Origin of the sequence: Mycobacterium sp. ACS4054 (assembly GCF_001667275.1) — a bacterium.
GTDB lineage: Bacteria > Actinomycetota > Actinomycetes > Mycobacteriales > Mycobacteriaceae > Mycobacterium.
Genome location: NZ_LZHV01000054.1, coordinates 20,171 through 38,053, shown reverse-complemented (window position 1 = coordinate 38,053; position 17,883 = coordinate 20,171). Strand labels below are relative to the sequence as shown.

General features: G+C 70.3%; 18 protein-coding genes. 1 reads left to right on the top strand and 17 read right to left on the bottom strand.

What is annotated here, in order from left to right; genetic code table 11:
- Nucleotides 1-12 precede the first annotated feature (12 nt).
- Nucleotides 13-771: a gamma-glutamyl-gamma-aminobutyrate hydrolase family protein gene (locus tag A5730_RS15085; protein WP_067901745.1), complete on the top strand. Its 759-nt coding sequence runs from the start codon at nt 13-15 to the stop codon at nt 769-771.
- Here the strand turns inward: A5730_RS15085 and A5730_RS15080 are convergent.
- The 17 genes from A5730_RS15080 to A5730_RS15000 form a co-directional block, all read right to left on the bottom strand.
- On the bottom strand, nt 768-1,646 hold the full coding sequence (locus tag A5730_RS15080) for a PPE family protein (protein ID WP_067901742.1): 879 nt from the start codon (nt 1,644-1,646) through the stop codon (nt 768-770). The genes A5730_RS15085 and A5730_RS15080 overlap by 4 nt on opposite strands.
- A gap of 596 nt (nt 1,647-2,242) precedes the next feature.
- Nucleotides 2,243-3,370: an alkaline phosphatase family protein gene (locus A5730_RS15075; RefSeq protein WP_067901740.1), complete on the bottom strand. Its 1,128-nt coding sequence runs from the start codon at nt 3,368-3,370 to the stop codon at nt 2,243-2,245.
- Nucleotides 3,371-3,391: 21 nt separating this feature from the next.
- A complete protein-coding gene (locus A5730_RS15070) occupies nt 3,392-4,132 on the bottom strand; it encodes a DUF6390 family protein (protein WP_255385345.1) in 741 nt (246 codons plus the stop codon).
- Nucleotides 4,129-5,256, bottom strand: coding sequence for a hydrogenase formation protein HypD (hypD, locus tag A5730_RS15065; protein ID WP_067901737.1), 1,128 nt, complete (start codon nt 5,254-5,256; stop codon nt 4,129-4,131). Before hypD ends, A5730_RS15070 begins: the two co-directional genes overlap by 4 nt.
- A gap of 14 nt (nt 5,257-5,270) precedes the next feature.
- Nucleotides 5,271-5,540 carry a HypC/HybG/HupF family hydrogenase formation chaperone gene (locus A5730_RS15060; protein WP_067901734.1) on the bottom strand — a complete coding sequence of 90 codons (270 nt, stop codon included), beginning with the start codon at nt 5,538-5,540 and terminating at the stop codon, nt 5,271-5,273.
- Between the two features lie 14 nt (nt 5,541-5,554).
- Entirely contained in the window at nt 5,555-6,667 is a 1,113-nt protein-coding gene (gene hypE, locus A5730_RS15055) for a hydrogenase expression/formation protein HypE (protein ID WP_082946846.1), read from the bottom strand.
- Entirely contained in the window at nt 6,664-7,335 is a 672-nt protein-coding gene (locus A5730_RS15050; RefSeq protein WP_067901732.1) for an SIS domain-containing protein, read from the bottom strand. The genes hypE and A5730_RS15050 overlap by 4 nt, the downstream gene beginning before the upstream one ends.
- Nucleotides 7,332-8,051 carry a HypC/HybG/HupF family hydrogenase formation chaperone gene (locus tag A5730_RS15045; RefSeq protein ID WP_067901728.1) on the bottom strand — a complete coding sequence of 240 codons (720 nt, stop codon included), beginning with the start codon at nt 8,049-8,051 and terminating at the stop codon, nt 7,332-7,334. Before A5730_RS15045 ends, A5730_RS15050 begins: the two co-directional genes overlap by 4 nt.
- 3 nt (nt 8,052-8,054) lie before the next feature.
- Complete coding sequence (gene hypF, locus A5730_RS15040) at nt 8,055-10,388, bottom strand: carbamoyltransferase HypF (RefSeq protein ID WP_067901726.1); 2,334 nt, start codon at nt 10,386-10,388, stop codon at nt 8,055-8,057.
- 1 nt (nt 10,389) lies between these two features.
- The gene (locus tag A5730_RS15035) at nt 10,390-10,656 is read right to left on the bottom strand and encodes a HypC/HybG/HupF family hydrogenase formation chaperone (protein WP_067901724.1); all 267 of its coding nucleotides are present in this window, start codon (nt 10,654-10,656) and stop codon (nt 10,390-10,392) included.
- Nucleotides 10,647-11,156 carry a hydrogenase maturation protease gene (locus A5730_RS15030; protein ID WP_067901721.1) on the bottom strand — a complete coding sequence of 170 codons (510 nt, stop codon included), beginning with the start codon at nt 11,154-11,156 and terminating at the stop codon, nt 10,647-10,649. Before A5730_RS15030 ends, A5730_RS15035 begins: the two co-directional genes overlap by 10 nt.
- A 151-nt stretch (nt 11,157-11,307) precedes the next feature.
- A complete protein-coding gene (locus A5730_RS15025; RefSeq protein ID WP_067901718.1) occupies nt 11,308-12,627 on the bottom strand; it encodes a hypothetical protein in 1,320 nt (439 codons plus the stop codon).
- Nucleotides 12,624-13,262, bottom strand: coding sequence for a DUF6084 family protein (locus tag A5730_RS15020; protein ID WP_067901715.1), 639 nt, complete (start codon nt 13,260-13,262; stop codon nt 12,624-12,626). Before A5730_RS15020 ends, A5730_RS15025 begins: the two co-directional genes overlap by 4 nt.
- The gene (locus tag A5730_RS15015) at nt 13,259-13,894 is read right to left on the bottom strand and encodes a DUF5947 family protein (RefSeq protein WP_067901712.1); all 636 of its coding nucleotides are present in this window, start codon (nt 13,892-13,894) and stop codon (nt 13,259-13,261) included. The genes A5730_RS15020 and A5730_RS15015 overlap by 4 nt, the downstream gene beginning before the upstream one ends.
- On the bottom strand, nt 13,891-14,790 hold the full coding sequence (locus A5730_RS15010; RefSeq protein WP_067901709.1) for a NifU family protein: 900 nt from the start codon (nt 14,788-14,790) through the stop codon (nt 13,891-13,893). The genes A5730_RS15015 and A5730_RS15010 overlap by 4 nt, the downstream gene beginning before the upstream one ends.
- 3 nt (nt 14,791-14,793) lie before the next feature.
- Nucleotides 14,794-16,593: a nickel-dependent hydrogenase large subunit gene (locus A5730_RS15005; RefSeq protein ID WP_067901706.1), complete on the bottom strand. Its 1,800-nt coding sequence runs from the start codon at nt 16,591-16,593 to the stop codon at nt 14,794-14,796.
- 81 nt (nt 16,594-16,674) lie between these two features.
- Nucleotides 16,675-17,730, bottom strand: coding sequence for a hydrogenase expression protein HypE (locus A5730_RS15000; protein ID WP_067901703.1), 1,056 nt, complete (start codon nt 17,728-17,730; stop codon nt 16,675-16,677).
- Between the last annotated feature and the right edge of the window lie 153 nt (nt 17,731-17,883).

Sequence of the window (17,883 nt, the reverse complement as noted above, 5' to 3'; positions counted from 1 at the left end):
CTCAGCACACCGATGCGGAAAGGATGCGCGGTTGTGAACGCCAAGGGGCGGCCGGTGGTGGGCCTGACCTCCTACCTGGAGCGCGTCCAGGCGGGGATCTGGGACATCCCCGCGGGCTATCTGCCGGCCGACTACTTTCAAGGCGTCGTCGCGGCCGGCGGCGCCGCGGTGTTGCTCCCACCGCAACCGGCGGAACCCGAGACCCTCGGCGCGGTCCTCGACGGCCTGCACGCGCTGGTGATCACCGGCGGCTACGACGTGGACCCCGCGGCCTATGGCCAGCAACCCCATCCGGCCACCGATCCACCGCGCGCCGACCGCGACGCCTGGGAATTCGCGTTGTTGCGCGGCGCGCTGGACCGCGGCCTGCCGGTGCTGGGCATCTGCCGCGGCGCTCAGGTGCTCAACGTGGCGTTCGGCGGGAGCCTGCACCAGCACCTGCCCGACGTCCTCGGGCACGACGGACACCGGGCGGGCAACGGGGTGTTCACCCGGTTGCCGGTGCGCACCGTGGCGGGCAGCCGGCTGGCCGCGCTGGTGGGGGAGTCCACCGACGCGCCGTGCTACCACCATCAGGCGATCGACAAGGTCGGTGCGGGCCTGGTGGTCAGCGCGTGGGATCCCGACGGCGTCGTCGAGGCGCTGGAGTTGCCCGGTGACACGTTTGTGCTTGCGGTGCAATGGCATCCGGAGCAGACCCTGGACGACATGCGCCTGTTCGCCGCGATCGTGGACGCCGCGCGGTCGTATGCCGCGCGCGACGGGCGTTAGGCGACGGTTCCGCGGTATACCACCGTCGGTGCGGCGGCCGCTGTCCACGTCCGTGGCACCGCCAGCGCCCCGACCGAGGCCGCGCGGCCGACCGCGATGGCGGCGCCGCCGACGCCACGCCGGCCGGGCAGCAGGCACCGCAGCGCGGCGGCCTTGTTGAGGGAATTGAGCCGGGCGATCGCCACCCCGGACGGCGCCGTCAGCGAGCTCAACTTCGACAGCGGGCAGGTCGCCGACGCGAGGGAGACGTCGAACGTCGCCAGCGGAGACGCCGACAGCGCCCGCAGCGCGCCGGGCGCGGCCGAGATCAGCTGCCGGCCCGCCGCCACGACCTCGGGCGCCGAGCGCAGCGCCCACGTGGCTTGGCCCGCCTCGCCGGGCGGCAAGGTGAACGGCGTGAGGGCCGCCGCGTCCGCCGAGTCCGCGGCGTAGGCGTACATGGCCGCGGCGTTGCGGGCCCACATCCGTTCGTAGTCGGCCTCGGTGTCGGCGATGGCCGGGGCGCCCTGTCCCAGGCGGTTACCCAGGATCAGCGATCCGCGCAGCGCGCGATTGGCCGCGATCGCGGCCGGCGGCACCGTCGCCGCCAACACCGCCTGGTGGGCGCTCGTTGCCGCGGCGGCCCCGGTGGCGGCCTGTTCGGCCAGGATCGCGGTGGTGGTGAGCCAAGCGATGTAGGGCGCCGCGCTGGCCGGCGCGGGGCCGTCGCAGCGGGCCACCAGTTTCGAGGTCACCGCGCGGTAGTCGGCGACCGCGGTGTGCAGCCGAATGGCCAGGCCGGCCCAGGCCGTCGCGGCCTCGGCGAGCGACCCCGAACCGGGGCCGTCATGGATTTCACCGGAGATGATTTCCGGCGCAAGCGTGGTGAAATTCATTGCTGTCTCTGCCTAACGACGGCGGTACGAGCCGCGAATGTGGACTCTTCTGTTGGGACGTAGGCATGGGGGTTACAGGCCTACTCGCGCACGCGGCGGTGCAACGACGGCGCCCGCCGCGGGTGATCGAGCCCTCAGCAGCGCGCGACGCAGAGCCGCGTCAACAGATCGTCCGGTGCAACCGCCCCCGACGCGCACGACGGCGCGCGGGGCAGCCGGAATACCGCGGGCGCAAACGAAGTCGGTAGCGGCGACCCGATAGCAGGCGGCGCCGAGCGGGCCCACGTCGGCGGCCGATCCCGGGTCATCCACGCCGTCTTGGTGGTCTTGTGATGGCTCGGTGCGGAGCCGGGGGCGGGGTTCGCGTTGTGTGCTTGCGCGCGAGCCACATTCACGCCGGCCGCGGGCTGCGGCAGCCCGGGCGCGGTTCCGCGCGCCGCCCAGCCCGTGGTGACCGCGCAGAACACGCCGAGCGCCGCAACGATCGCGACGGCCGACCGCCGTCGTCGAGCTTTACCCGCACCCCCGCCTGTCACAGTGGGCCCGAAATTACTACACGAGGCTGGACAGCCCATCCCGGCGAGCTGTGAAAACGATCAAAGTCCGTTGTGGTTCAACGCGATCAGCGGGATCGCCATCTCGGCGGGCGTCGCCGCGCCGTGAAAGCCGACCAGCCTGGCCGTTTCCGGCGGCTCGTGTCCCGTCGCCAGCACGGCCGCATCCCCGGTGCAGACGACGACGACGTCGCCGATCCGCGGCAGGTGCGCGGGGTTGACCGGGCCGAACATGCCCGTGGCCACCGCCTGCTCGCGGCTGTAGACGTGCGCCTTGCCGTCGAGGATCTCGGCCCAGGCCGCCTGCACGTCCGCCGCGGCGCCGGCCTCGGTGTGCAGGTAGCGCACCCGCGGCTCGCCGGCGACGACGCGGACCCCCGCGGTCAGCCGCGGGTCGGTGTCGAGGTCAACCCGCGCGTCCGGAGGAACGTTGAAGCCGCCGTGGTCGGCGGTGACCAGCAGCGCCGCGTGGCCGGGCAGCCGGTCGACCACCCGGGTCAGCAGCGTGTCGATCTGGGCCGCCGCTTCGTGCCATTGGGACGACCCGACCCCGAACGCGTGCGCCGCGAAGTCCAGCGCGCCGGTGTAGCCGTAGACCAGGCCCGGCGCGGCGTGCAGCTCCGGGGCCAGCCGCTGCGCGTTGTCGTCCGCCGGCTCAATTGGGCGGAATTCGGCGCCGCGGTAGGCCGAATCGGTCAGCCCGCTGCCCATGAACGCGGCCGGCAACACGGCGCGCGCGCCGATCCCGGACTCGTTGAGCCGCCCGAACCAGGTGGGCAGCGGCTGCCACTCGGCGTGCGGCGGATCGTCGCGCCACAGGATGTGATTGAGCACCCGATCCGTGCCCGGGACGTTCAGCGTGAAGCCGAGGATCCCGTGTTCGCCGGGCTGCACCCCGGTGCCGAGCGAAACCAGGCTGGTCGGGGTGGTCGACGGAAACGTGCAGGTGAGCTCGGTCAGACGCCCGGTCTGCCCGGCGAGCACCGAGGCGAGCAGCGGCGCGCTGCCGGCCAGCTCGCTCAGCAGGTGCCAGCCCAGCCCGTCCACCAGCACAACCGCGACCCGGTCGACGTCGCCGGCCCAGTCGGCCAGCGACAGCCTGTCGACGGCGCCCGGCGCTCCGAGCAGGGCGGCGGCGGCGGGCAACACGTCGCACAGGGAACCGGGCACGGGGGCCAGTCTGACACGAAATTACACACGCGCCAGTCGGTTGCTCGTCATCCGCAGCTGACGGTCCGTCGCGTCGGACAGGGCGCGGACCTGGCCCGGCGACAACCGGCCACACAGCCGCCCCCAGTGCAACGCGACCTCGTCACCGGCGGCCGCGTCGGGCACCGCGCTGTACCCGTCGGTCCAGACGTCGTACACCCGGGACGACGGCTCGGACAGGGCCAGCGCCTCACCGTCGAGCACCAGGCGTCGGCATCGCACCTCGATCCGGTCTCGGTCGCGGGAGAGCACCGTGCCCCAGGTGATGCGGCAGTTGTCGAGCACGTTGAGGGGATGTTCATCCATGCCGCGGCCCAACAACCGCGTCCACGGATAGACCCCGAACACGTGAAAGCAGTGATTGGCGGCGGCCTCGGTGGCCAGGTCCGGTGTGAGGTGTGACCAGTAACGGCCCGCTTGCGGGCCGATGATCGCCAGCAACGCGCCGAAGAAGTCTTGCGGGTCCAGATCCGCGCCGACGCCGCCGCCCAGCCAGTACGACTCGACGAGTCGATGATCCAGCGGGTCGGCGATCCCGGTGAGCGTCGAGAGCACCCGCAGGTATGGCCACGCCCCGGAAAACCTCGTCGCCGCCCGGCGCACCTCGTCGACCGAGCCGTCGCGCAGGGTGGCGCCGAGGGGCGGACCGCAATAGCCCAGCGCGTTGGGCGCGTGGGCGTAGCGCGCGAACATCTCGACGCCGCGGGCGTCAGCGTCGGTCAAGTCTGCCCCACGAGCTTGACCGCGTCGCGATGCATGCGGCCGAAGTTGTAGTAGGCCGCGCAGGCCCCCTCCGGGGACACCATGCAGGTGCCGATCGGGGTCTCCGGTGTGCAGGCGGTGCCGAAAACCTTGCACTCCCAGGGCTTGAGCACACCCTTGAGCACCTCGCCGCACTGGCACGCCTTCGGGTCGGCGACCCGCACGCCCGGCATCGCGAACCGCAGCTCGGCGTCGAATTCCGCGAAGTCGTCGTGCAGGCGCAGCGCGCTCTGCGAGATGAAGCCCAGCCCGCGCCATTCGAAGTGCGGGCGCAGCGCGAACACCTTGCCCATCAGGGCCAGCGCCGCCGGGTTGCCGTGCTCGGGCACCACGCGCTTGTACTGGTTCTCCACCTCGCAGCGGCCCTCGCGGATCTGGGTCAACAGCATCGCGACCGCCGCCAGAATGTCCAGCGGTTCGAAACCCGCCACCACCAACGGCTTTCGGTACACCTCCGGCACGAACCGGTAGGGCCGGTTGCCCACCACCGTCGACACGTGCCCGGGCCCGATGAACCCCGACAGCCGCAGGTCCGGCGACTCGAGGATGGCCTTGATGGGCGGCACGATCATGACGTGATTGCAGAACACGCTGAAGTTGGTCAGCCCCAGGTCGCGTGCGCGCACCAGGGTGACCGCGGTCGAGGGCGCGGTGGTCTCGAAACCGATGGCGAAGAACACGACGTGCTTGTCGGGATTGTCGAGCGCGATCTTCAGCGCGTCCAGTGGCGAGTAGACGAATCGCACATCGGCGCCGCGCGCCTTGGCGTCCAGCAGGCTGCCGGCCGAGCCCGGCACCCGCATCATGTCGCCGAAGCAGGTGAAGATCACGTCGGGCTGGCCGGCCAGCCACATGGCGTCGTCGATGCGGCCCATCGGGATGACGCAGACCGGGCAGCCGGGCCCGTGCACCAGTTCGACGTTGTCGGGCAACAGGTGCTCAATGCCGTGCCGGTAGATCGTGTGGGTGTGCCCGCCGCACACCTCCATGAACTTGAACTTGTCGCCGGGGCCGGCCAGCCGCCCGATGGCGCCCAGCAGCTTGCGGGCCGCGGCCGGATCCCGGAACTCGTCAACGAATTTCATGCTCGTGCCCCCTTTTAGATAATGGCCGACGAGTCGAAGGCTTCCAGCTCGGTGGCGTAGGCGTCCCCGAGCTTTTGGACGGCCGCCAGCGTGAGCAGCGCCTCGGTCTCGTCGATCTTGGCCATCGCGAACCCGACGTGAACCAGCACCCAATCGTCCGGTGCAGGCATGTCCTCGAGCAGCCGGACGCTGATGGTGCGCTGCACGCCGCTGACGTCGACCTTCGCCAAATAGTTTGCCGGATCGGTGATTTCGACGATCCGACCCGGAATCCCCAGACACATCCGCGTTACCCCTTTCAGCAAATCCTCGGCAGCGGGTCACCGACGAGCATGTCGACGATCCGCGTTCCGCCGAACCCGGTGCGCAGCACCACGGTTTCGGCGGGTTCGGCGACGATTTCCCCGACCTCGGCCGCGTCGGCGCCCAACGGATGCGACCGCAGCGCGGCCAGCCCCGCGTCGGCCTCCTCCGGCGCGACGACCGCGACGAACTTGCCCTCGTTGGCCACGTACAAGGGGTCGATGCCGAGCAGCTCGCACGCGCCATTGACCATGGGCCGCACCGGAAGTCGCTCCTCGGAGAGCAGCACCCCCAGGCCGCACGCCTGAGCCAGCTCGTTGCAAACGGTGCCGACCCCGCCGCGGGTCGCGTCGCGCAACCAGCGGGTCGACGGCGCGGCCGTCAGCAACAGCTCCACCAGCGGGCTGACCGACGCGGTGTCGGACGCGATGTCGGCCTCGATGGCCAGATCGCCCCGCGCGAGCATGACCGCCATCCCGTGATCGCCCATCGAACCCGAGAGCAGCACACGGTCACCCGGCCGCACCGACGCCGCGGACAGCGCGCGCCCCGCCGGGATGACCCCCGTGCCGGTGGTGGTCACGAACAGGCCGTCGGCGGCGCCCTTGGGCACCACCTTGGTGTCGCCGGTGACCACCCGCACGTCCGCCGCGGCGGCCGCCGCCGCCATGTCGGCGACGATCTCCTTCAACTCGGCGATGGGGAAGCCCTCTTCGAGCACGAACGCCGCCGAGATCCACGACGGCACCGCCCCGGCCATCGCGAGGTCGTTGCAGGTGCCGTGCACGGCCAGCGAGCCGATGGAACCGCCGGGAAAGCGCCTGGGCTGCACCACGAACGAGTCGGTGGACATCGCCAGGCGTTCACCGCTCGGCAGCGTCAAAACCGCGCTGTCGCCGAGCGACTCCAGCAGCGGGTTGCGAAGCGCCTCCATGAACACCGCGTCCACCAGCGCGGCCGAGGCCTTGCCGCCCGCGCCGTGCGCCAGCGTCACGTGGTCGTCGAGGAGGCGGGGGCGGCGCCTGCGGAACGATTCGATGCGTTCGATCACCTCGCCCTCGGCGAACCGCGGTCCCGAAGAAAGGTATTCACCCGCAGAGTTTTTCATGCCGCCCCCAAACCTTGTTCGCCGCCGAGGCATTGATGCACGCTCAGCCACAGCTGATAACCGAGCAGCGCCTGCGATTCCTGGATCCGGTGCACGCTTTGCGAACGAACGACGAAGCAGGCGTCCACATTTGGGTTGCCGGCGAAGGCGCCGCCGTCATAGCCGGCGAATCCGATGGTGTACAGGTCGCGCTGGCGCGCCTCGGCCAGCGCGGCGAGCAGGTTCGGCGAGCCGCCGCTGGTCGACATCGCGATGGCGATGTCACCGGTGGTGGCGCGGGCGATCAACTGCCGGGCGAAGACCAGCTCGAACCCGACGTCGTTGCCCAGCGCGGTCAAGATGGCCTGATCGGTGGTCAACGGCCACGCCGGCAGTGGCTTGCCGACCGGTGGCCGGGCGAACAGCCGCGCCAGGGTGGTGGAATCGGTGCAGCTGCCGCCGTTTCCGAAGGTGAACATGCGCCCGCCCGCCGTGAAGCGCCGCGCCACCTCGGCGGCGGCCTGGCCCAGCAGCGCGGCGTTGGCCTCCAGCGTGGAGCGCCGCAGCGCCAGGCTTTCGGCCGCCTTCGCCTGCGCCGACGCCGCCAGGTCGGCCAGCAGCGACGCGGGATCGTCTTCCTGCGCGTCGATGAAGGGGTACAGGAAGTTGGTGGGTTCGTCGTCGCTCATCGGCCCTCCTCCGCTTCCAGCCTGCCGATCGCCATGCCGGCGTGCACCAGGATCAGATCCCCGGCTTCGACCGGGTCGATCAGCGTGGTCACCACGTTCTCGACGCCCCGGGCGGTGCGCACCGTGCCGTGTCCGTCGGCCGAGGCCGTCACCACTTCGCCCGGGCGACCCTCGTCGCTGCAGGTGACGCAAACCGACTCGGCGACTTCGGGTTTGAGCAGCCCGGGGTGCTCGAAACACACGTGGGTCAGCTCCCACAGCAGGTGATAGAACAGCACGAAGCCTCCCGTCGCGGGCACGCGCGGATCGGGATCGTCGAGCCACAGCACGTGATCGGCCATCCCCGCCTCGGGCCGCTCGCCGCTGCCGATCCAGATCGTGGTGGCGCCCCATGCGGGGGCGCGCCGCATCAGCGAGCGGACCTGCGTGTCGTCGGCGCCGGACACCGCGACCACGATGTCACCGGGCCGCACGGACACCCGCGCCAGGTCCACCAGGTCGGGTCCGGTCAGCGCCACCGCGGGCAGGGCCCGTTTGCCCATGATCACCGGGTGCACGAATTCGACCGCGATGTGCAGCGCGTGCGGTTCCCACGACGGTGCGAGGGACCACATGGTCGCGCCCGCGGCGAACCGCTTGGCGAGCGTGAACGCTGTGGCCGCAAGGTCTTCGGCCAGTTCGGCGCTCAACCCGCGATCGATGGCAGTGGTGGTCATGGTTCAGCCTCCCTCCCGCGCGGTCAGCATGCTGACCACGGCCTGACCCAGCGCGAGCCCGCCGTCGTTCGGCGGAACGGTGTGGTGGGTCAGCACCTCGAATCCGGCCCGCCGCAATCGCTGCCGACACGCCTTGAGTAACAACACGTTTTGGAACACCCCGCCGGTCAGGCCCACCAGCCGGGTGGCGCCGGCCGCCTGCGCTACCACCCTGGCGACGGCGTCGGCGACGGCCTCGTGGAACGCCAGGGCCAGCGTCGCGGGTTGGGCCCCGGCATACAGCGCCGACACCAGGTCCTGCACCATCGGGGCGGGATCGATCACACCGTCGGTGCCCACCATCAGAGTCAGCGACGGACCGGCCTCGCCGCCAGCCGATTCCGCCAGCGCCTCGAGCTCGATCGCGGCCTGGCCCTCGTAGTCGATGCGGTGCCGCACGCCGAGCAAGGATGCGACCGCGTCGAACAGGCGGCCCATGCTCGAGCAGGGCACGCATCCGAAGCCCGTCTCCAATTGCGAACGGGTGGCGCGCAATTCGTCCCTGCTCGCCGCCGCGACGGGCGCCAGATCGGGGGTCCAGGCGATGCCGGCCGACCACAGCTGGGACAGCGCCATCCGCCACGGGTTGCGCACCGCCGCGTCGCCGCCGGGCAGGGGCACCGGTAACAGATGACCGGCCCGGACGAATCGGTGGCTGTCGCGGCCGAGCCGGAGGATCTCCCCGCCCCAGATGGTCTGGTCGCATCCGTACCCGGTGCCGTCGAACGAGACCCCGACGACGGGTTCGCCGATGCGCCCATGCTCGGCGAGCAGCGACACCACGTGCGCGTGGTGGTGCTGAACCAGGTCCAGCGGCCGGTCGTCCGCGCGGCGCTCCGCCCAGCCGCGGGTGTGGTATCCCGGATGCAGGTCGGCGGCCAACCGCGCGGGCTCGCCGCGTATTTCGCCGAGCTGGCTTACCGCCCGCTCGAACGCCCGCAGCGTCTCCCAGCTGGCCATGTCGCCGATGTGCCCGGACAGGTAGGCGCGCGGGCCGTCGGTGAGGCAGAAGGTGTTCTTCAATTCCCCGCCGACGGCCAGCACCGCAGGGCCGGCGAGGTTCAGGCCGACCGGCAGCGGCGCGTAGCCGCGGGACCGGCGGATCGGCAGTTCACCGCCATCGACGACGCGCACCACCGAGTCGTCGCACGGGACGTGGATGGGGCGGTCGTGGTCGAGCACCGCATCGCAGAGCGCCGGGAGTCGTTGCGCCGCATCGTCTTCGGTGAAGCAGATGGGTTCGTCGGACCGGTTGGCGCTGGTGAGCACCAGCGCGCTCGGGGCCGGCGCGGCGGCGCCGGGCACGGGCGCCAGCAGCAGGTGATGGACGGGGGAGTAGGGCAGCATCAGTCCGAGCAGCGGGCTGCCGGGCGCGACGGCGTCGGCGACGGGCGCGTCCGGCCGGCGCCTGAGCAGCACGATGGGGCGGGCGGGGCTCAGCAGCACCGCGGCCTCGCTGTCGTCGACGTGGGCGTAGCGGCGGGCCACGGCGAGGTCGCGGACCAGCATGGCAAACGGCTTGCCGCCGCGGGCCTTTCGCTCCCGCACCGCGGCGAAGACCGTGCCGTCGGCGGCGGTGCAGGCCAGGTGGTAGCCGCCGACACCCTTGATGGCGACCACCGCCCCCGCCGCCAGCGCGCGTTGGGTGGCCGCCAGCGCGGCGTCCGCCCCGTCGACGCGCCCGGCCGCCGAGGAGAACCACAGCGACGGCCCGCAAGCGGGGCAGGCGATGGGCTGCGCGTGGAACCGGCGATCGGCGGGGTCGTGGTATTCGGCGGCGCAGCGCGCGCACATTCCGAACCCCGACATCGTGGTCGCCGGGCGATCATAGGGCAGCTCGCGGATGATGGTGAACCGCGGCCCGCAGTTGGTGCACGTGACGAAGGGGTGGCGGTAGCGTCGGTCGTCCGGGTCGAACAGCTCGGTGACGCATTCGTCGCACACCGCGATGTCCGGCGGGATCGGCGTGGCGACGCCGGGGACGGCCCGGCTGGTCACGATTCGGAATCCGCGTTGGCGGGCGGCGTCGGCCGGCAGCTCGCTGATTGTGACGTCGACGATTCGGGCCAGCGGGGGCGCCTCGGCGCGCAGCCGCCGGCCGAATTCGTTCACGCGTTCGCGCTCGCCCTGCACCTCGAGGAAGACGGCGCCCGAATCGTTGCCGACGAACCCGGACAGCCCGAGCTCGGTCGCGAGGCGGTGGACGAAGGGCCGGAAGCCAACCCCCTGCACGACACCGGTCACGGTAAGGCGCTGCCGTACCTCGGCGTGTCGAAGTAGCAGGGGGGCGGAGGTCATCTCAGCCGGCCTCCGGAGAGTCCGTCGGGCCCGGGCCGCCCCGGCCCATCAGCTCCAGGCCCGCCATCGCCTGCTCGGCGCCCGCGCGGTCCGTCTTCTCGACGGCGAAACCCATGTGGATGATGATCCAGTCGCCGGGGGCGAACGTCTCTTCCGGCAGCATGCCGACGTTGATCTTGCGCTGTTGGCCGGTGACGTCGACCAGCGCGAGCTGCCCCTCGAAGCCGTCCAACATCCGGATCACTTGGCCGGGAATCCCTAGACACATGGCTCCGCGTCCCCTCGGCTGGTCGCGACCGGGTGCGCCTGCAACGCCGCGACGATCTCCTCGACGGCGCGCGCGGCGCGGGGGACCGCCTTGGCCACGGGCTCGGTGAGGCCGATGCCCTCCTCGACGCTGCCCGCCTCGCACCCGACGACGACCGTGTAGGGCGGGTTGCCGCCCAGCGCCCGCAGGCTGGCGAACACCGCGGCCGGATCCATCCCGTGCCCGTCGAAACCGGCTGCGGCCGAATCCGATTCGTGGTCGGCCTGGAAGACGTGCAAGGTTCCGGGGTTGCCGCGGCTGGGGACCGCGTCGATGAGGACCAGCGTGTCCCAGTCCTCGAGCAGGTCGTAGGCCAGGTGCATGCCGCTGATGCCGTAGTCGGTGACGCGGACGGACGCGTCGTCCTGCGCGATGGCGGCGGTGCGGATCACTTCGGATCCGAATCCGTCATCGCCCAGGAAGATGTTGCCGATGCCGGCGACCAGGATGCGCGCTGTCATCTCCGCTGTCCGAGCAAGTTACATCCGCCTCAGTTTCAGGTACCGGCGCGCGTCGGGCAGGGACACCAATCCCAGGGCCAATCCGACCACGAGCACCAGCGCGATGATCGCGACGAATATCCAACCCATGATCTCCATCTTTCGACTCCTTTCACGCCGGGCTGCGTTGCGCTCCCAACGGCTCGATTTCGTCGGGGGAGAAGTACAGGTAGCGGCCGTACCAGTCGTGCAGGTCGGCGGCCGGGTCGTCGCCGACCACGACGCCGACGTGCGTGTTGCCCTCGACGTCCGAGTGCACCGAGGTGACGCGCGCGGTCTTGCCGGCGACGAAGATGTCCTGCGCGTCGGCGTTGCGCCTCGGCCGCAGCCGCACCCGGCTGCCGCGGGCCACCCGAACCCCGTTGACCAGTACCGCATCGATTTCCGGTCGGACGGCGTTGTCGGCCAGCGGATCCCACCAGTCGACGCCCTCCGGTATCTCGGGGACCAGACCCCGGATCTCGTGCGGGTCGCGCAGCACGCCGTGCAGGCGCGCCATCGCCTCGGGGGACATGGCGTCGCACTGGTCGATGATGCGCGCCGCCCGCGGATCGGTGGCCCGGGCCTGCGCCTTCTCCTCCTCGGTCATGGTCATCACGCGCAGGGTGAGGATCTCGTCGATCTCCGTGCAGTCGTACAGCGCGGTGTCGCTCTGTTCGGCGACCTCGGGATGGTCGTAGAGGATGATCGGCGAGATCAGCAGCAGATCCCGCGTGCCGGGCGCGCCGGCCAGCACCGGGAAGCACCGGTGGTGGCTGCAGCGGGCGGCCGCATCGGCCGCCTCCTGGGGCGGCTCGAGCAGCGAGACGAACTGTCCGGTCTCGAGTTCGGCGATCAGGTGCGTTCCGATCATGGACCGCGCGATCGCGTCGTTCTTGTCCACCGCGCCATCGCCGACGTTGCTGACCCGCACCGACACCCGGCACAGGTCGCCGTCCGCCTCGCTGGCGACCGTGAGCACGCCACGCACCTCCCGTCGTTGGCGCACGAGGCGCCCGCCATCGAGGAATTCGATGTCGGTGCCCGCATCCGCCGTCACGGCCAGTGTCCACGGCCGGCCGTCCAGCGCGACAGGGCCGAAGGACCTCTCGCATTCGACCGCCTCGTCCCAGGTGAGCCACGACCCGGTCGGGGTCGTCAGCTCGTCGACGGGCTCGTATTCGCCCCCGCCGACTTCGCGCTCGGCCCGGCGGTGCTGCAACTGCAGGAACCGCACCACCAGGCGCAGCTCCCGCGCCCCCTCGACGAGGAACTGCGCCGCCAGGGCATCGTCCTCGCCCAGACCCGCCGCCGCGGCGCCGGGCGGGCCCAAAACGCCGAACTGCCAGCGGGATTGGTTTTTGCTCGACGTTCCGCGGTACGGGTAGAGCAGGTAACCCTCGTAGAGCACCGCGTCGGCGACGGCGCGGGCCCGGTCCCTATCCTCGGTCACCGCGCCGCCTCCCGGTCCGCGGCCAGCAGGGCGGTGATCGCGTGGTCGAGGTCGAGCAGCCCGTGCGCCGACTTGTAGGCGGCCAGCGCGCGGATGGTCTCGTGGCTCAGCCGCAGCCAGCCGGCGTTCGGGTAGTGCTGGGCGATCAACTGCCGCCAGACCGCGACCGGCATGTCGTAACGGCTTTCGCAGTCCCAGGGGACCTGTTGGACGGAAAACCCGCGATCGGATTTGACGAAAATCGTTCCGCTGAACAGGAACTGCAGCGGCAGCGCGCCGTCGCGCAACGCGTGCAGGTATTTGGAAGCGGCGACCTCGAAGTCGTAGGTGCAGTCCAGCGTGAGCGCCGCCGTCGTGGTGCCGGTGAACCCCGGCACCATCGCGGCGCAGTGCTGCCACAGGAAGGTCCGCTGGGTGCTCGCCCAGCGCTCACGCGGGCCGAACAAATCGGTCAGCCCAGCGGCTTCGTCGTTGGAGTACGGCCGGCGCAGCGGTTCGATGCGGACCTGGCAGCGCAGGGCGATCGCGTGCACCGGGTCGTCCCCGGCGGCCACGGCGACGCGGGCGGTCAGCACCGGGCTGACGGTGTACGGTTCGGGCGCCACGTCGAGGACCGCGAAGTCGAGGTCGATCATGGCGGTGTCACGGGCATTTTCAGGGCCCGGGCTTCGATGTCGGCAAAGAAGCCGGCGATGAATTCGCGGGCCTCCTGCCCCCCGTCGAACCCGCGCCACAGCAGGCGCAGCCGCCCGACGAATTCGTAGCAGGCGTCGATCGGGACGAGGAAGCTCTGCGGCGGGCCGGATTCGGGAACCCTTACCAGCAGCGCCTCGACGTCGTCGGCCAGCAGGCCCACCCGCGCGTCGGCGCCGGCGATCGCGTCCCAAACATCCAGTGCCAGTTCGGATTCGCAGGCGCCGGCCGGCCCCGGGTAGAAGGCGACGGTGCGTCCGAGGGCGGAGTTGGCGAAGAAGAAGGCGACGCCGACGGGGATCTGCAGCGCCTCCCAGGCGCGGCGGTCCAGCGCGAAGTCCGGGAACCACAGGTACCTCTCGGGCACGGCGCGGTAGCGCAGTTCGGCCCGTGCATCGGTGAACAGCAGGTAGCAGGCGCGGCACACGCACATGAGCTGCCGATCGGCGACGTTGACCACGTGCTGGTGAGAGTCGGCGATCGATTCCGAGCACATCTCGCACCGCTCGCCCGCCGGCTCTTGGGCCGGCCTGGCGCTGCGGATGCGGGTGAGCACCTCGTAGGGGGTCGTCATGCCGGGGCGCCCATCGCTCGCGCCGGGCTGCGGTCCGGCAGCGCCACCGACAGCACGCCGTCGCGCGGCAGCAGGGGGAGCGGATCCAGGTGCGCGCCGTCGGGCCCGGCGCCGGCGCGCACGACGTCGAAACGGGAGCCGCAGCGCGGACATTCGAGCAGCGGCCCCAGCAGCGCGGCGCCGGCGAGGGTGTCGTCACACACGGGGCAGTGGTCCCGGTACGCGAACGACCGGTCGTCGACGCGGCAGGCCAGCAGCGTCGTTCCGTCGACCCGAAAGCCGCCGACCTCCCCGGGCGCCAGCCCGCCCAGCTCGGGAACCGGATGCCAGCTGCCGGTCGAATGGACGTGCGCCAGTAGGGATTCGGCGGGGATGACGCTCGCGCCTCCCGGGTCAGCGGTCACCACCTCGATCGACGACACCTCGGGCGCCGCGGCGAGCACGGCGTCCTGGACGGCCAACTCGAGCGTCACCGCCGACGACGGGCAGCTCTTGCAGCTGCCCTTGAACGCCAACCGCACGGTGTCACCGTCGATTCCGAGCAGGTCGACGTCCCCGCCGTGCGAGCCCAGATACGGCCGCACCCGGTCGAGCGCGTCGGACACCCGACGACGCACGTCGTGCGGGTGCAGGCCGTGAACCAGGAGCAGGCTGGCCACCAGGTCGTCGGTGGCCAGCCGCTCGGCCAGAGTGGGATCCTGCGCCTGCCGGGCCAACGTCATGATCCGTTCCAGGCCGGCCCCGTAGAGCCCGACCACCTCGCGGACCAATTGTTGGGCGCGTTCCCGCCCGGCGGCCCCACCCGCCGCGCAGGAATCCAGCAGGGTCTGGATCCGATCGCCCGCTGTGCGCCACCGCGCCTCGCTGTCGTCAACGGTCTCCGGGCGATCCACCATTGCTCACTCCCCGGCGGGCGACTGGGTTGGTGTGTGCAGTCTGTCGAGGGTCTTGCCCTTACCCAGATACATGTGCACACCGCAGGGCAGGCACGGGTCGAAGCTGCGCACCGTGCGCATCACGTCGATGCCCTTGAAGTTCTCCCGGTCGTTCTCCTCGAAGATCGGCTGGCCCTGCACCGCGTCCTCGTAGGGCCCCGGGGTGCCGTAGCTGTCGCGGGGGTTGGCGTTCCACGGGGTGGGCGGGTACGGGTGGTAGTTGGCGATCTTGCCGTCCCGGATCACCAGGTGGTGGCTGAGCACGCCGCGCACCGCCTCGGTGAACCCGCACCCGATGGCCTCGTCGGGCACCTCGAAGCGCTCCCACGTCTTGGTGCGCCCGGCGCGGATCTCCTCGAGCGCCTTCTCGGCGAAGTGCAGCGCGCACGCGGCCGCGTAGGCCTGGAAGTAGGTGCGCGCGCGGTCGCGTTCGATCGTGTTGCTGCCGTACTTGGGCACCTTCCACTCGAACTCCACCGGGGGTTTGAGCGCCGTCTTGGGCAGGTTGATCTTCACGCTGTTGCCGGTCGCCTTGACGTAGCCGATGTCGACGAGCCCGGCCAGCGCCGTCGCCCACAACCGGGCCAGCGGCCCGCCGCCGGTGTCCAGCGCCAGGTGGTCCGTGCCGTCGAACCAGCGCGGCGACATCACCCAGCTGTACTTGCCGCCGTCCATGTCCCGCTTCTGCGGATGCGGGTTGGTGTGCTGGTTCCACGGGTGGCGCCGGTCCACCGCGTTGCCGAGCGGGTCGGTCTTGACGAACATCTCCTGATCGGTCCAGTCGTCGTAATACGAACTGCCCAAAAGGATTCGGATGCCCAGGTTGATGTCCACCAGCGAGTGGGTGACCAACTTGCCGTCCACCACCACGCCCGGGGTCACGAACATCGCGTTGCCCCAGCGTTCCATGTCCTTGTACTCGAAGTTGCACACCTCGGGGTCCTGGAACGAGCCCCAGCAGCCGAGCAGGGTGCGGCGCAGCCCGACCTTCTCGTAACCGGGCAGCGCCTCATAGAAGAAGTCGAACAGGTCGTCGTGCATGGGCACGACCTTCTTCATGAACTCCACATAGCGCATCAGCCGGGTCATGTAGTCGGTCATCAACTGGATGGTCGCGACCGTGCCCACCCCGCCGGGGTACAGGGTGGACGGGTGCACGTGGCGGCCCTCCATGAGGCAGAACATCTCTCGCGTCCAGCGGCTGACCGCCAGCGCCTCCCGGTAGAACTCACCGGTGAACGGGTTGAGCGAGCGCATGATGTCGGCGATCGTCCGGTAGCCGTGCGCCTCCGCCTGCGGCGCCGGCGTCTTCTCCGCCAGCGACAGCACGCTCGGATTGGTCTCGGAGACCATCTTCTCGCAGAAGTCCACGCCGACCAGGTTCTCCTGGAAGATGTTGTGGTCGAACATGTATTCCGCGGCCTCGCCCAGGTTGACGATCCACTCGCCGAGGTGCGGCGGCTTGACGCCGTAGGCCATGTTCTGCGCGTAGCACGAGCAGGTGGCGTGGTTGTCGCCGCAGATGCCGCAGATGCGGCTGGTGATGAAGTGGGCGTCGCGAGGATCCTTGCCCTTCATGAAGATCGAGTAGCCGCGGAAGATCGACGAGGTGCTGTGGCACTCGACGACTTCGCGGTTCTCGAAGTCGATCTTCGTGTAGATGCCCAGGCTGCCCACGATCCTGGTGATCGGGTCCCACGCCATGTCGACCAGCTGGCCGGGCTCCCGCTTGGCGTGGGTGGGTTCCGGAATGATGGTTGTCATCGCACTTCTTCTTCCCGCTGTGGGCTCGGCAGCCCGAAGGCTCAGATGGTGAGAACGAAGCGCGCCGACCGGGTAGGTGACCTACCAGGTCCGGCGCGCCCCGGTGGTGAGTTGGTTCCCGTTGTGGCGCCACCGCGGTTCCTTGTCGACGGTGCGCGCCGTGATACCCCTCAAATTGCGAATCACGGTGCCGTACAGGCCCGACGCGGTCGTGGAAACCTTGCCGCCCGGCGGCTCGTCCATGAACGGCATGAACTTGTCGGGGAAGCCCGGCATGGTGCAGCCGATGCAGATCCCGCCTACGTTCGGGCAGCCGCCGACGCCGTTGATCCATCCCCGCTTCGGCACGTTGCATTTGACTACCGGGCCCCAACAGCCCAGCTTCACAATGCATTTCGGCGATCCGTATTCGGTGGCGAAGTCGCCCTGCTCGTAGTAGCCGGCCCGGTCGCAGCCCTCGTGGACGGTGTTGCCGAACAACCACTTCGGGCGCAGCGCGTCGTCGAGCGGAATCATCGGAGCCTGACCCGTCGCCATGTAGAGCAGATAGGTCAGCGTCTCCGACAGGTTGTCGGGATGGATGGGGCAACCGGGCACGCACACGATCGGAATGCCGGCCTTGCTCTTCCACTCCCACCCCAGGTAGTCGGGCACCCCCATCGCGCCCGTCGGGTTGCCGGCCATGGCGTGGATGCCGCCGTAGGTGGCGCAGGTCCCGACGGCGACGATCGCGGTGGCCTTGGGCGCCAACCGGTCGAGCCACTCGCTGGTGGTCATCGGCTGGCCGGTGGCCGGATCGTTGCCGAACCCGCACCAGTAGCCCTCGTCTTTGATCTTCTCGTTGGGGATCGACCCCTCGACGACGAGCACGAAGGGTTCCAACTCGCCGCGGTCGGCTTTGAAGAACCAGGACAAGAAGTCGTCCGCCCCCCCGTTGGGTCCGCACTCGAAGTCGATCAGTGGCCAGTGCACGGCGACCTTCGGAAGCCCCGGCAAAGCCCCCAGGGCGATCTCCTCGACGGTGGGTTGGGTGGCGGCAGTCAGCGCCACCGAATCGCCATCACAACTGAGCCCGGCATTGATCCATAGAACGTGGATCAACGTTTCTTCCGCTTTGACTGCTGCTTCTGTTGGCATGCTGCAGCTTTCCGGGGCCGGGCTGGGGCCCCTGCGCCGCCGGAGTCGACCGTCGGCCCACTTGCGCAGCGCTAATTTCCGGGTCTACTCCTCACCGCCAGGTGTGTCAACGGTTCTGCGGCACAAAGTACTTAGACAACCGTTGCATTGCCG